The organism is Aporhodopirellula aestuarii (genome assembly GCF_023701485.1).
GTDB lineage: Bacteria > Planctomycetota > Planctomycetia > Pirellulales > Pirellulaceae > Rhodopirellula > Rhodopirellula aestuarii.
Window position 1 is genome coordinate 40,089 of record NZ_JAMQBK010000008.1, and the last position, 15,361, is coordinate 55,449.

Consider the following 15,361-nt stretch of genomic DNA (forward strand, 5'->3'; position numbering starts at 1 on the left):
CCGAAAGGTTTTACGAAACGACTGTTCTGACAAACGGGCGTTTATCAGGATTGCCCTGGCCGAAATCGATCTCCGCAGACGTTGCGCTTAGGCGAGTACCGCTGCAGGTTTGTGCAGTGGTGCCACGGGGAACGCGACCCCGCGCGGGGCGCGAACCATCTTGGTCGGAGCGTGTGGGGCAGTCGCGGCGGCGCGGTTGCGACGCGAGCGTGACTGCGATACCCATGACCAGTCGACGTTGGTATCTCCGACCAGGACACGCTGTGTTTCGGCGTTGAAGCTCACGCGAGTTTGGTAGGTCACCGCAATGATCGATTCGGCGGGAACGCGATGAAAATGGAGGTCCAGGGTGCGATTGAGGGAATGGTTGGTCGGTTGAGCTGATTTGCCGTTGATGAACGTTGACACCAAACGATCGAAAACCAGGTTCGAGCCGAGGGTTCGGTTGAGGGTTATCTGGATGGAATCGGATTGTTCCGCTTCTCGATCAAATTCCAGAATGATCCGAAACTGCAAAACGTCCCGGGCCACGGCGATCCGCCTGTCGCAGGACTCTCTCCATCGCATCGGCCCCGATTGATCGTGGTGAACCCTCTGGGTGGTAGCGTGGTAGATGGACGATTGCATTTCATTGCAGACACTGACGATTCCATCCAAAACCGGCTCGCTACTCGTTGGCAAACCCGAGGCTTCTCTAATCATTTCGTACAAATCCTGTTACCGTCACAAGCAACGACTTCCGTAGAACCGGCGACCCGACCGTGATCCATCCGCTGCACAAAGAACAATGCGTTATGCATCGTGAATTGGGCCATAGGGGTACGCGAAAAAGAGTGGAAGATACCGCGCTCTGCGTTATCCAAATCACCTGCGACGATTACGACAGGGCTTCTGAAGAGGCTAAAGTTGAGGGCGATAGCGGCCGGGGGTACTACCGTTTTAACGCTCGAGGAAGCTTTGTCTCGTTGAAAAATGAGCGTTGCGCTCTTTATTTCCAACGACGCGCGGGTTGTCACACCGCAGCAGGAAATGCTAGCAAAACGCCGCGAGTAGAAGGTCGACCCAACGTTTTGGACGCATGTTGTCGATGGTGCCAGCTCGTTCGTCAGCATGTCAGCGGTCGGACGAGGTTCCGAGTCCACGAAAGACTTGGCACCTCGTCCGCTACGGCGACGTTTGAGATGATGGCCGCAACTGGTTATTGCTGCTGCGTCGCCAGCTTTCGGAAATAAGCCTCGATCGCCTCGCGGTAGTGCGTCGGCAGATCACGGCTGATCTGTTGCAGTGACTCTTGGCGTTCTGCCGGCGGGAGATTTCCCCATCCGTTCTTGTCGGACGCGTTTTTACGTTCGACGTCACCTTGGCCGTTGGCTCCGGCGATCCGGCTGTCCTGCATCGGTTGGGCCTCCCCGCCGCTTGGATTGCCTCCCTGGTCGGAGCTTTGTTGCTGTTGCTGCTGCTGTTGTTGCTGCTGCTGTTGTTCGATCTTATCGATCAACTTCGTTAGCTTGTCGATGATCTCTTGTTCTCGCTGTTGGGTCGATTCGTCGGCCCGTCCGAGATCCAGCCGGCGAGTGACATCGGTCATCAGTCGCGAGATTTCGTCGAGTGAGTCTTCCTTGAGCGGTTTGATGTCCGAGATCATCATCTCAGCCGTGCGGGCGTACCGAACCGGAATGTCCTCTTTGTTTTGGAGGAGTGTTCGTAAGTCCGCGAGAGCCTCGGTCGCTTTCAGCAGCGAGTGGTAGCAGACACCTCGATAGAACAAGAGCGCTGCGGCGTCAGGAGAAATCGCCGGATCGACCTCCGCAAAGATCGGGAGCGCTTCGTCATAGAATCTCGCCCGCACAAGTTCGCGGCCGATCCAGGTTCTCAATGCCGCCCGCATTTCGGGTGGCAGCGATTCGATACTCGCGTAATCGGGGCCGCTCGGGTCGAGTCGGGTGGCCAGTTCGAGCAACCGATCGTCCGCACGGGCGATCATTTCGTTGACCGCGTCGATTTGCAACGCGATCGCGCGGACCCATGCGGTCAGCGGTTCGACGTCGTCCTGGCGAACGTCTGTCAGAAACTGCTCCGCGGAGATCCCGATTTTTTCGGGAGTAACGCCGATCGTGTCGAGCGAGCGTCGCAGCATGTCTGACATGGCGGTCGCGTCGAGTGCCTGCCAATCCGCGTTCTTCTCGAGTGATTCGTCGATCATCCCCGACGACGCGCCCATTTGATGGGTATCCAGTGGCGTGGCTTCGTGCTCCGGAATCAGCGATTTCGGTGGCGACTGCGGTTCAGCGGGAGCCTCGTCGGGTGACGCGGCATCCGGAGATGTCGAGTCAGCGACGAAAATCGATCTGGACTGTTTGAGCTGGGAGGGGAAATCTGCGAGAAGCGGTTGGGAGAAAAATGCCGATGTCAGTCCGGCGACGAGGACAAATTTTCCGAGCCCCGCAAGACGTTGTCTACGCGTTTGGTGTCGCCGTGGGCTGTGAGCCCGGGTCTCTATCACGCTTCGCATTCACCATTCTCCCAAACAGTCAGGTTCATCGGTTGCGCTTGGTAACCAGATCACGCGTGATTTGGTACAGCCGATCTTGTCGTTGCGCTAGGTCTCGTAGCAAGGGCAAAATTTCCTCGCCCGCGGAATCGCTGCCACCGGAATTATCCGTTTCGAGCAAGTTTCCGTAGCGATCGGTTGTCCCCTGAATCCGACTCTGCATCGTTCGCAATAATTTTAGCTCAGCAAGTGCTTGCACGAGCGGTTCTTCTCCAGAACCCTGATTTGGCTGCTGCCCGCCGTCTTGTTGCTGCTGTTGCTGTTTTTTCTCGTTGTCACGCTGAGCCTTCGCAAGGGCGGCAATCATCTCTTCGAGGGCGGCCAGAATGTCATTCTGGATCCCTTGTGTGACCAAGTCGATTTTGCTTTGGCCCAGTCGGGTGGCGACGCGTTTGGTGTCCTCGCGAAGTTGCAAAATTACTTCGGGAAACGCGACACTTGAGCCTTCTTCCTTCAACAGCAGCATCGCGCGGTCGGCCTCGAGCGTGATTTTCTGCTCTTCAAAAGCGAGATCGCCGGCCTTCAAGTCGGTCGCCCGGTCCCGCTGAGATTGAGGCGTTTTTGCGAGTTGAACGGTTTCGTCGAGCACCGCGGATTGCATCGCCGCCATTTTTCGCAGTCGCGATTCCAGCTTGGCGAGTTCACGTTGGATCTCTTCCTCGCGGAGCTGACGCAAGATTTTTTCGAGTTTGTCGATCGCTTTGCGGAGTTCTTCCTCTGCTTGTCGCTGTTCCTCGGTTGCCTCGCCCCGTTTCTTCTGCGCGAGTTTCTCTTGAGCCTGTTTCATCCGCTCGATCGCCTTCTCGAGCTGATCTTCGGCTTGCTGTTCAGGTGATTTCGGCTGTTGCGGCTGCTGATTCTGTTCGCCCTGTTGCTGTTCGCCCTGCTGTTGCTCGCCTTGTTGCTGTTCGCCCTGCTGTTGCTGCTCGGGCGATTGCATTTCACCCGATGGCGATTGAGCCGATTCTGGTGATTCCGATTGCTCGGGAGAGTTCTCCGGCTCACCCGATGGTGACTCTTCCTGTTTGGGTTCGCCCTGCTCGCTTTCTTTGCCCGACTTGGAAGGCTCTTCCGAGGACGGTGACTCTTTCGGTTCTCCTGACTGGGAAGATTCGGAAGACTCTTCCGATTGCGTGGACTCTTTCGATTCGGAATCTTCGCCTGATTCGTCATCCGAGTCTTGGTCCTCGTCGCCTTGCAACTCGTCTTTGAGTTGTTCGGCCCGTTTGGAAATTTCTTCTTGGTCCTTGAGGACTTCGTCGAGTTCAACGCCGTTTTCGGTGCGTGCTCTGACGCTGCGTTCGTTCCGCTCGGTCAAACGGAGTTGTTTGATGATCTCGCTGATACGTTTCTTTTCATCGCGGATCCGTGAACTGCGGTCTTCGCTGAGCAACAGCTTCAGCAACCCTTCGAGTTCGGAGGTCGCGGACTTCTGGCCCTCGAGGGCTTTGGACAATTGACCGCTCGCAATCAGCTCGCCGGCATCGCGCAGTTTTTCGAGCACGAACCTTTCGCGGGATTGCTTAGCGACGCGTTTGAGCAGTGCCGCACGTTCGGGATTCTCTCGGGATTCGACATCAGCCAAACGAAGCAACAATTCTTCGAGTCTGGCGTATCTCGCGGCAACGCTGGTCTGCCGGGCGACCAACGGGTCGGTCTCCGTAGCGGCGTCGGATGGTTGTGCCGCCGCCGTCGTGCCCAACAGGTTCAACCATCCGACGCACAACACGATCACGATCGGAATGATGCCGAAGATGGAAAGCCGTTTGGGTGAGGGTCCGTGCATATGAGCAATCGTGCAAAGGATGAGTTGAGCTATTTGAACAGATCCAGGACGCGTTTCTTCTGTTCTTCCTCGGTTTCTTCCAACAAATTTTCTTGGTCCTGGATTAATCCACGCATCAGGTCCAATATCTCATTGAAACTTTCCAAGTCCAACATTTTTTCGAGGACAGCTGAAAGTTGCAGCAAGATTTCTTCATTGGTGGTGACCGCCGTCTGCACGGCCGTTCGCATCTGTTCGGCCGAAGTTTCCCCGGAGGAACCTGCCTGTTCGGGTGGGGCGGAAGACATCAGAATCCGTTCCAGCTCGACGATTTGACGCCGCAGATTTGGGAAAGGTTCCTCAACGACGTCTGCCAATGGTGTACGCACCCCCTCTTCAAGCCGTTCGCGGCGATCGACCGAGTCGATTCGGTTGTTCACCATCTCGAGCAGGAGGTCGTCGAGTCCGGCGACAATCCCGGCGAGTTCATCGGTGGTCTTGGCCGCCTGCAGTTCGGCTTGTCGGATTCGCAGTTGCACCCGTTGCCGCGAGCGGAAATTCTCCTGATCGGAGGTGCCTGCGGATTCGGACGCCGCATCCCCACCTTCGATGTCGGCGTCGTCGGTTGCGGTGTTGTCGGTATCCCCATCTCCGCTTTGATCGTTCGAGTCACCGGTCGTCGCACTTGCCATCAGGTCGGTGGCTTCGCCTTCGATCGCCGTGAGACTTTGGCGCAATCGGCGGGTTTCATCAATCGCTTGTTCGAGTCGCGAGCGGAATTCGAGTTCGCGACGTTCCAGTGTCGCGAGCAATTCCTCCGGTGTAACGACTTGCAACCGAACCAGTTCGCCTTGCGTGATGTGCGATGAGCCCAAATCGAAACGATCTTGTGCCTGGGTATTGAGCGTGACGGTCGCCCCGGGGGCGATTGGTGTCAGCACCGACTCGTCGGCGAGTTCACGCAAGTCGATGGTCAATGACACGGCGCCTTGGCGATCGAGTTCCGGCGAGACGGTGTAGTTCTGTTCGTCCGCGCCACCCGATCCATCAGGAGTCCCTTGCGAAGGCGTGACTTCGGCGAGCGGATTTTCCGTGGCTTGCTGGCGGACCGTCATCGTGATCGACATCGACTCGATTCCGTAGTCGTCTTTCGCGGTTGCTTCGATTGGCAGCATCGCGATCGGTGTAATCGATGACCCGATGCCCGACAAACGCATCGTTGTTTCGGGGGCCTCATCACGTACCACGCCGATGAAATACCGATACGCGGCTTGAGCCGAAATGCCATCGTCGTCTCGAGGGACGATTCGAATCGAAGTGGCATCACGCACGTCATCGAGCGAGATCGTAAAGCTCATCGCATCCTCGGCGATGGTCGCCAATAGCTCGCGGTCGGTTTCCCCGGTCCCGGCAGTCGTGCCAGCACTACCACCCGAGCGTGCATCGGACGCAACAATATCGACAGCACCGAGTGGCGAGCTGGTCTTACCAACCAGTGTCAACGAACTACCTTCGCGGATCCGAACGCCGGCCTGGTAATCGAGTTGCTGATCAAACTCTTGCCCGTTTGAAAAGACTCGCAGGTAATCCGGGTAGCGAACCTTCATTTGCATTTGAGCGATCGCGGGCGGGTCGACGGCTTCGATGCGATATCCGCTCAATCGGTCATCGAGTCCGCGAATCGAGAGCGTGACCGATTTGGCGAGCGAGGTCAGCGGCGGACCGTCGAGAACAAACGACTGGTATCCATCGATCACGCGACCCACACGGCGGAGATTGCTTTGCCCCCGGTTGCCTTCGTCATCGACGTAAGACACGGTGCACAGGTCAGGGATCTCGTGACCGAATTCTTCCCCGGCGGCGCGGATTCGCAAGGTTGCGTTACTACCGCGGGCCAATTGCACGACTCCGTTTTCGAATTTAACCAACTCGGTGGCACCGTCGTCTGCCTGCGAAGCCGCGATGATCGGGACTTCCACGCCGACCATTTCAAGGGCGGCGTTTCGCGGCCACGGCGAATCCGACAACAGCGTCAACCGGCCGACTGCGCGTCCAAACGTTTGCGGGCTCGCGATCGCCATCGCCACCGCTGCCAATAGGAGCGGGATGACGATCGACAGTTTTTGGCGAATCGGTTCGGGGCGAAAGACACGGTCTAAATCGACACCGTCGACTTGGCGTTCCGCTTCGCGTTGGACCTGTTTCAAGAACGTCGGGCTGTAGGAATCGCCCTTCCGCGAGGGATCGCCGAGTTGCACCGCGGTCACGAATCGACCGCCAATTTCAGGGTGATGACGTTCGATCAAGAGTGCCAAGGAATCGTCTGGCAATTCCCGGCTCATCCGCGATACCAGGAACCGCCAAAACAGAACAAGGACCAGCACCAAGGTCGCGATCAGAACAACGCCGCGTGCTGAGCGAGGCATCTCACTGCCACCGACCCGAACGGGCAGGTAATCAATCAGGAACGCGATCCAAAACACCGCCAATAGGGCCGCCGACAAGGCCAACACCGAATCCCAAACGATGTACCGACGCACCTGTTGACGCAGTCGCGACAACAACGACTCGACCGAGCGTGGCAGATGGTGGGATGAGGATTGTGGCATGAAACTGATACGAACGAGATGCGAGAGTGTGAGGAGGAAACCGGTCGCTAAAAGCTAAATACGAACATGTGCCATCACGCGAGCCTGTGTAAACGGCGAGTGACCCATTCGAACGTCAACACCGAGGCGATCAGCCACATCAGCACGGCGTTACGACGTTCACCAAACGGACGGTCCGGCGTCCCCGCGAGAACCGTGACTTGAGGTTGCGGCTGGATCGTTTTCGTGAGTGTCTCCGCGACGCTCGTAATCGAACCGGCGTTGTCGACCGGCAGGTACTTGCCCCGGGTCGTGGTCGCTAACTGCATCAGTTCATCGTCAGCCCGTCGCGGCCGTTCGAGTTCGCTGGTGGGCAGTCGCACCTGAACGGTTTGACGCAGAATCTGTTCATCGAGCGCGTCGCCGATCGTCAATTGGATCTCGTAACTGCCGCTCTTGGTCGCTACGAAATTCCCGGTGTAGGTTCCGCCGCGTGGTGAGTCGGCCGCTGGCGACAAGCGGAGGTCTTTGATGCGTCCGTCTGGCGAGAGCAGCTTGGCGGTGACAAACGGCTCGTTAAGCGGTTGGAACTGATCGTCGACGAGTACCGCCCGCAGCGTCACGGTTTGGCCGACCATCGCACGTGCCGCGTCAACGAGGAGCATGCCCCGGTTACTGTCACGGAGCAATCGCCCTTCGCTCACCCACCGCACGAGTTTGGTGTAGTAGTTGTCGAAGTACTGATCGCCGGCCGCGCGAAGACGCCACATCTCGCCGCTGCCTTGGAAATACACGCGACCTGCCCCGTAAAATTGGCTCGCCAAAAAGATCGGCAGACTGCCGCTGACTTCCGTCGTTGGATCCGAGAAGTACGCATACACCTTGGCACCCGGCTTGGCACTCTTGACGCCGACATAGTCATACACGTTGCCGACTTCCTGCCAGATTTCGAAACTTTGTTCCGGCGTGTCGGCGACCCACAGGAATTCGGCACCGGCGGCTTCGGGCGTGAACTCGAGCGGCCAAGCGTTACGGCCTCCTTGGCGTCCACCGCCAAGCAACGGGCCACGTGTGGCGAGATTCACCGGAAAGAAGCCATTGATTTGACTCGTGCGGGTGTCACCCCGTTTCGTCGTGATCTTTGGATGATAGACGGGGCCAGCGACCAGTACCAAACCGCCCGCTTGCTGCGTCAAGAAACGATCGATCAGATCGAGTGACGCCGAATCGATCGCGGCCCAATCCGGATCGAACATCAGGATCGCATCGTATTCGAATAACTCTTCGGCGGTTTGCGGAAACGTAGTCAGCAGTTCGTCCGCGTCTTGGCTGATGCCCGTGCGGCCGGTTTGCAACCATACGTCCAATTGCACCGAGTCGTCGCGGTAAAGCAGGTTTCGCACAAAGCGGTATTCACGCGTCGGGCCACCGGCAATCGCCAGCACCTTCAGTTTGCGAGCGACAACTTCGTAGCGTGCGGTTTGCATGTCGTCGACACGATTGCGGTCTTCCGGCGGGGCGACGATGCGAACGCCAAGCCGACGTCGGCCGACGGTCTGCGGTTCGATCTCAAACCGGATCCCCGTCAACGTCGCATCCGGTTCCAACCGCACACGTTGACTCTCGAGAACCTGCCCGCCCGGTAAACGGTTTTGATCGCCTTCATCTTCCACCGCCGGTCCATCTTCGTTGGCGTTGTCCAACGCATCGATCAACTCCACGTCCACTTCCATCGCCGATTCACCGGTGGCCTGCAGGACGGCGGCAACGACAAACTTATCTCCCGGGTATACCCGCCGAGGTGCTTCCAAATCCACGACGCGAACATTGGTTGGCGGTTGGCTGCTGCCGAGTCCCACCGGGTAAAGCGAAACTTCATCGCGACGCGCCATCGCGAGCGCCGACGACAGCGGTGTGCCCCCGTTGTTCTGTCCATCGGTGATTAACACGACGCCAGCGAGAGTCGTCGAATCGTGATCCACGAGAATCGATCGCAGTGCGTCACCGATCGGGCTTTGTGCTTGGCTCGCTGCGAGCATGGTTTCCCAATCGATTGAAACCGGTTCGGGAGCGGTGACGTCGTCCGATTCAGCCTCGGTGTCGTTTGTGCTGTCGGTCTCACCGGAGTCAGCCGAATCGGTGAGTCCCACGATCGACAGCAACGATTGATCGGTGTGAACCATGTAAACGGCACCGAGCGAAATGATGCCCGAGACCATCGTGATCGCAGCGACGAGCAGTGTCCAACCGATGGTTTCTCCACGCCCTGTCGTCGCGTTTGATTTGGAGTTAACCGCGGCGGGGGATTTGGCTGGGCGGAGCGATGCCGTCGCGCCGAGAACTAATGACAAAACGCTCGCGATCGCAAACACGGCGAGACAAAATACGCCGAAGAGTGCGAAAGGACTCGTGGGCTCTTTCGCGATGTCGTTGGTCATGCCGCTCGTTGGACTCGAATCCGATTCGGTCTCGCCGTCGGACGCGTCATCGGGGGCTGAGGTCGCGATCAATTCCGGTCCACCGATCGCGTACACGCTCGTGCGGTGCTCGTCATCGAACTTGTCGAGCATCTCCGATTGTTCGAGTAGGTTCAACGCGAGTTGGGTGCGTGACGGCGAGTCCATCGCTCCGCTAGACGGCAGCGACATCGATTGGCTGGTGTCGACCAGAACCACGACTTCGCTCGCTCGCGTGATCCGGCGTTCGGTGCGTCGGACGAGGTCAAAGAACAGGAAGACGATCGCCAGGATCGCCGTCAATCGCAACGCGATTAGCGTCCAACGAACCGGACGAGGCAACTCCGACGCATCGCGGCGATAGTAGATCACGCACACCGCGAGGGCCGCGATGATCGCTGCCAACAGAGCGGCCCAAATCCACCACCCGTCGATCGATGCCGCTCGTGCAAATTCGTAAACGATCATTGCGTCACCTCCGTCGTTTCGTCTGACTCGACCGAAGAAACCGCACCGGCTCGTCGGGATCGAGATCGACCGCGCGGCCGAATCTCCATGGCCGATTCGTGTACGCCGCGAGCGGATCCGATTCCGGACACATGACGACGCCCTTGCCCGGCGGATCCCGGTTTCGCGTGATACGACGCCCAAGCGGCGAGTGCCTGTTCGATGCCCAGTAAAATCGCGAGCAACGCCAGTAAAATCAGCAAGAACGTCGACATGCCGCCGATATTACCGTCGCTTTCCCACGTTCCAGTGGACATGAATTCGATTCCCATTCCCGGCAAATCACGAAGCACTTCCGCGTGTGTGACTTGGGCCAGATCGCTTTCGCCGACTCGCAACACCGACGCCAACGGCAACACGCTCGTTTGTCCGTCGGTACCCGTTCGCTGCCATTCGGCGATGCCTGGCATCAGAAAATCTTCCACCCCGGCTTGTTCGGAAATCACCATTTCGGTCGGCGAAACAACAATGCTCGTTGATTGATCATCGGCCTCAAGTTCGATCGACATCCGTGGCGGTTCGTCGGCGGGTGGCAATAGCAGAGCCGTCGGCAGGTAACTGTCGCCTGGTATCGGTAATTCGGCGGGTTCATCGATCAACCGCGAGGTTGCCTGTGATGCGCCACTGAACAGCATCGCGTTGGTTTGGAGCAAGAAAACGACGAATGTCGGATCGCCCGGCCAATTGTTCCATTTCCCATCGAGCCCCGTGTTGACCGTCACGATACGTCCGCGGCCAAGCGTGTGACGAACGGCGACCGGAACACCGTCACCGCGTTCGAGCAAAATACGCAGGTCGAGCGGGTCATCCGTCGCGGGCGGGACCGGTCTTCCGGACGCATCCAAAGTCGCGTCGGCAGCCATGTCGTTCTCAGGTGCATCGTTTGGCAGTGAGTTTCCCGGGCTAGTATTCTCAGACGCCACGCTGATGGTCGACGGGGCCGGTGACCAAACCCTTTGCAGATTGACGAGTCCGAAGACGCCGTTCCCGGCACGTGAGATCGGTCCGAGCATTTCAGCGTCTTTACCGAACACGAGTGCACTTTCTCGTTTCGACTGGGCGGGATCGGTGTCGTCACCGCCGAAGCCCAAGTCGCTAGCGGTCTCGATGCGATCGAGTTCAAAGGGCAACAATTGCCGGTTGGGGCTCGCCAGATTGCGGTTATAGTTCTCTGCCGAAACGTTGTTGCCGAGAAACCATGCCAATCCTCCGCCGTCGCGAACGTATTGGCTCAGCGTATCGGATGCCCTCTCGTTGATTTCTGGAACGTCGATCAAGTAAATCGCACGATAACGCTGCAGCGTTTCGAGCGTCGCATCACGCAGCATCGCGGCGGGTCGGACTTCCGGTATCGCTCCGATCCGAACTTGGCTGCCGGGATCGAGAACCGAAGACACGTGGTAGCCGCCGATCCCATCGGAATTGCCGTCAACGATCAAGACCCGCTGAGCGTCGGCGAGCGGTATCGTGCAAACGCGAGTGTTGTCGACCGCGAGTGCGTCGTCGGGCAAACCCACGCGGACGACGTGCGTGCCCTGTTTGTCGATGTAAACCTGAAACGTTTTGGTGAGTTGTTGTCCGGCAGGAATCGACTCGATCATGATCGCCGGCAGGCTTTGTGGCGAACCGCTGAACGTTGATGTCGGATCGGCCACTTTCACGTCGTCACCGTAAGTGATCACGTTTGCGGTTAACGCAACGTTCTTGGCTTCCGAGTCCGAATAGTTCTTCACCGTGACGTTCATCATCACGGGAACGCCGGCGACCCACACGTCGGGTTCGGGGGCGAGGTCCGTGATCGCCAGGTTGCGTGGCCGCGCCGTGCTGCCGGTCTCGACACAGTCGATCATGCGAATTTCGGCGCCACTCTTTTTTGCTTTCTCCAACGACACAGCGATTCGTCGAGGCGATTGCCAATCACGCCGTGAGAAATCGCTGACCACGTACAGCCTACGAGAATCGGCTGGGTTCGCCGTCAACAGATCGCTCGCCAAGTCAATCGCTGCGACCAAGTCCGTCCGCAGCGTCGAGGCACGTGTGCTCATCAGTCGTTCGATTTGGCGAGCGTCACCGGTCACGGTTTGTGCGGCAAGGTCCGCGGCGGCATCCGCGGAACCCTTGTTCGCGTCGCCGATCAGCGCTGCCCGACTCGCTCGCATCACCGTCAGTTGATGGATGCCCTCGTCCGTGCTCAATCCACGAACGAGCGAAGCGATTGAAGCGAGGGCTCGGTCATAGGCTGTCGAATCGCGACCGCTCTCGGCGGGGGCTTCACCAACCGCTGCGCCGGAGCCCGCTCCGCCCGCAACCCGTTGTCGCATCGAATAGCTGTCGTCGAGCACGATCACATGATGAGTCGTCTGGCCACCGATCACACCAATCAACCCACGACCCCCGATCAGTCCGGCGAGTACCGCGATCAACAACGCGGCAACCGCCAACCGGGTCAGCAGCAATAGCAATTGCCGAAGCACGATCCATCGGCGTTGCTTGCGATAACTCGCCAACAGAAAATCCATCGCCGCCCATTGCGTCCGTCGATGGCGCAGCAGATTGATCAGGTGAACCAGTAACGGAACACCGATGAAGAGGAAACCGGCGGCGAGGGAGGGATAGAGCAGCAAGGAATTTTATGGGCGGTAAGGGAGTTGGGAGTTGGGAGTTGGGAGTTGGGAGTTGGGAGTTGGGAGTTGGGAGTTTTTCGGAGGGCGGTTGCTAGCTGGTTTGAGGTGCGCTTCTCAAGCTCATTTGAGTGATCAGTCGTCGTGTCGCAGGATCTCGTCTCTCTCCTACTCCCCCACTCCCTTCTCCCCTACTTCCACGCTTCCTCATCCTCGTTGTCTTGCGGAGAGGAACTTGGCGAGGACGGCGTCGAGGGGGTCGGAGGTGCGGACTTGCATCGTATCAATTTTCAAACGGCCACATGTGCGACGGACGTTTTCCAAGAAGCTATCGAGGGCTTCGAGGTATCCCTCACGAAGTGCCGCGGGGTTGCAGTTGAGGAAGGTCGGATCTTCGAGTCCTTCGAAACGTGTTGCCCCGGTGAACTCGAAGTCCCATTCGTCGTCGTGCAGGACATGAAACAGGGCAACGTCGTGACCTTGGGAACGCAGCAAGCGGAGTCCGTCGGTCAGCGAATCAATACCGAGCAGATCTGAGATCACGCAAACCAAACCGCCACGAGGGATCGCCGCTGCGACTTGCCGGGTGACCTTGGGCAGTTGCGTTTGGCCGTCTGTCTTGGAGGCGGCCAACGCATTGAGCATGCGATTGAGTTGATGTTGATTGCTGCGAGCCGGGACGCTGTCGCGGATCTCGGTATCAAACGTGAACAGTCCCGCGGCGTCTTTCTGACGGAGGGCGAGATAGGCCAGCGAAGCGGCGATCGACGACGCGTAATGAAACTTGTTCTGTTCGCCTTCCCCATACGCCATGCTGCCGCTGCAATCGACGAGCAGGTGCAAACGAAGATTGGTTTCTTCTTCGAATTGCTTAATCGTCAAACGGTCTTGACGTGCGTACACCTTCCAATCGATGTGCCGCAACTCATCACCGGCAACATATGGCCGGTGCTGGAGGAACTCGATCGATTGGCCGAAGTACGGGCTGCGGTGCATCCCGGACAAGAACCCTTCGACGACGCGTCGCGCCGTCAGTTCGAGTCGCCGGATGCGAGCCGTTACTTCAGGTCGCAAATATTTTTTGGAATCGGGCATCGCGTGACAATTCGTCTTCGGTCGTTGGGGTCGCGTCGATGATCCGATCGATCACGTCATCGCTCGTGATTCCTTCACTCTCGGCGGCAAAGTTCACCACCATGCGGTGACGCAGCACCGGTGGTGCGAGCGCCTGGATGTCTTCGACCTGGACATGATGTCGGCCCTGCAGTAACGCACGCGCTTTGCCACCGAGAATCATGAACTGCACGGCCCGTGGACCTGCACCCCAACCGACCAAATCGTTGACGAAGTCTGGCACGCCTTCGCCACCCACACGCGTTTGTCGGACGAGCGACAAGGCGTACCGAATCACGTGATCGCTGACCGGGACTTGGCGAACGAGATGTTGCAGACGAAGGATCTCCGCCCCCGTTAAAACGGGTTCGGCGGTTCCCGATACGGTTCCTGTTGTGCGACGTGCGACTTCGAATTCTTCGTCGAAACTCGGGTAATCGACAAAAATCTTGAACATGAACCGGTCTTGTTGAGCTTCCGGCAGCGGGTATGTGCCCTCTTGCTCGATCGGGTTCTGCGTCGCGAGTACAAAGAACGGATCATCCAGGACGTGTCGCTCACGACCCGCGGTGACTTGGCGTTCCTGCATCGCTTCGAGCAGCGATGCCTGCGTTTTGGGAGGCGTCCGGTTGATTTCGTCCGCCAGCACGATGTTGGCGAACAACGGGCCGGGCATGAATCGCAATTCGCGATGCCCCGAAGCCCGGTCCTCTTCGATGATTTCGGTACCCGTCACGTCGGCGGGCATCAAGTCGGGCGTGAACTGAATCCGGCTGAACGAAAGATCAAGTGTTTTGGCCAAAGTGCTGATCATCAGCGTCTTGGCGAGCCCCGGAACGCCCTCGAGCAACACGTGTCCGCGGCTGAAAAGACAGATCAGGATCTCGTCGATCACATGCTCTTGACCGACGATGATTTTGCCGAGTTCGGCCAAAACACGTTGTCGGGCGGTATGCAGGAGACCGGCATCAGCCTCGCTAACGGGGGCGTCGACGGGCGATCCGGCGCCACCGGGTTGGCCGTTTCCGGTTTCCTGAGCGTGATCAGAGTGCTCGGGTTGATTCATTCAGACGGTCTCGAAGAGGGCGTTTTCATAAAAACAGTTAAGGCAGTTTAACCCACGCGGCAACTTTGTGATGCCAGGGGCAACGCGATTTGAAGATCTCACGTCTTGGCTAAACACCGCCGTACCACAAAAACCGGTACCCCCCAAGCTGTGTCAGACGCGTGCATTGCCGGTGGAGTTCACCGTTTCGCCACCGCAAGGCGAAGATTCACGCCGGTTTGTAAATCGCTCGCATTGGTTTACGAACTGCTCGCGTCGGATTCTCGGGGTTTGGCACGTACCCAAACTTCATCGTTTTCGATTTTGACGTCAAAGCAATCGACTTTCGTGCGAGGATTGTCTTCCCAAGTTCCGTCGACGATGCAAAAACGCCACGCGTGCCATGGACACGTCACCGAGTTGCCTTCGACATGTCCCTCGGCTAAGGAGGCACCCATGTGTGGGCACATGTCGTCGATCGCGTGCCAATCGTCTCCTTTGCGGAACACCGCAATCATTCGATCTTGGACCGAAAACGCTCGGCCGACGTTCTCTTCGAAATCAGTGACTTTTCCGACACGCTCGTATTCACTCATAATGATCTTGTTGGGGGGCGGAAGGGGGCAGGCTACCGGTTGCCGGCGATTGCGGGGGTGCGGTGGTTTGTCTCAGCGTTAAACCTTATCCTAGATGGCCCTTTCCGGCGACCTGCGGT

9 protein-coding genes are annotated in these 15,361 nt (G+C 58.1%); all 9 read right to left on the minus strand.

Annotation, left to right across the window (positions count from 1 at the left end; genetic code table 11):
* Positions 1–87: 87 nt before the first annotated feature.
* Entirely contained in the window at positions 88–702 is a 615-nt protein-coding gene (locus NB063_RS01715; RefSeq protein WP_250927005.1) for a hypothetical protein, read from the minus strand.
* A 496-nt stretch (positions 703–1,198) separates the two neighbouring features.
* Positions 1,199–2,512 carry a hypothetical protein gene (locus NB063_RS01720; RefSeq protein WP_250927006.1) on the minus strand — a complete coding sequence of 438 codons (1,314 nt, stop codon included), beginning with the start codon at positions 2,510–2,512 and terminating at the stop codon, positions 1,199–1,201.
* Between the two features lie 25 nt (positions 2,513–2,537).
* On the minus strand, positions 2,538–4,337 hold the full coding sequence (locus NB063_RS01725) for a coiled-coil domain-containing protein (RefSeq protein ID WP_250927007.1): 1,800 nt from the start codon (positions 4,335–4,337) through the stop codon (positions 2,538–2,540).
* Between the two features lie 29 nt (positions 4,338–4,366).
* The gene (locus NB063_RS01730) at positions 4,367–6,925 is read right to left on the minus strand and encodes a polyketide synthase (RefSeq protein WP_250927008.1); all 2,559 of its coding nucleotides are present in this window, start codon (positions 6,923–6,925) and stop codon (positions 4,367–4,369) included.
* Positions 6,926–6,999: 74 nt separating this feature from the next.
* The gene (locus NB063_RS01735) at positions 7,000–9,828 is read right to left on the minus strand and encodes a VWA domain-containing protein (protein ID WP_250927009.1); all 2,829 of its coding nucleotides are present in this window, start codon (positions 9,826–9,828) and stop codon (positions 7,000–7,002) included.
* Positions 9,825–12,491: a BatA domain-containing protein gene (locus NB063_RS01740; protein ID WP_250927010.1), complete on the minus strand. Its 2,667-nt coding sequence runs from the start codon at positions 12,489–12,491 to the stop codon at positions 9,825–9,827. Before NB063_RS01740 ends, NB063_RS01735 begins: the two co-directional genes overlap by 4 nt.
* A gap of 204 nt (positions 12,492–12,695) precedes the next feature.
* The gene (locus tag NB063_RS01745) at positions 12,696–13,562 is read right to left on the minus strand and encodes a DUF58 domain-containing protein (RefSeq protein WP_250927192.1); all 867 of its coding nucleotides are present in this window, start codon (positions 13,560–13,562) and stop codon (positions 12,696–12,698) included.
* Positions 13,552–14,667, minus strand: coding sequence for an AAA family ATPase (locus NB063_RS01750; protein ID WP_250927011.1), 1,116 nt, complete (start codon positions 14,665–14,667; stop codon positions 13,552–13,554). Before NB063_RS01750 ends, NB063_RS01745 begins: the two co-directional genes overlap by 11 nt.
* Positions 14,668–14,906: 239 nt before the next feature.
* On the minus strand, positions 14,907–15,242 hold the full coding sequence (nirD, locus tag NB063_RS01755) for a nitrite reductase small subunit NirD (RefSeq protein WP_250927012.1): 336 nt from the start codon (positions 15,240–15,242) through the stop codon (positions 14,907–14,909).
* Between the last annotated feature and the right edge of the window lie 119 nt (positions 15,243–15,361).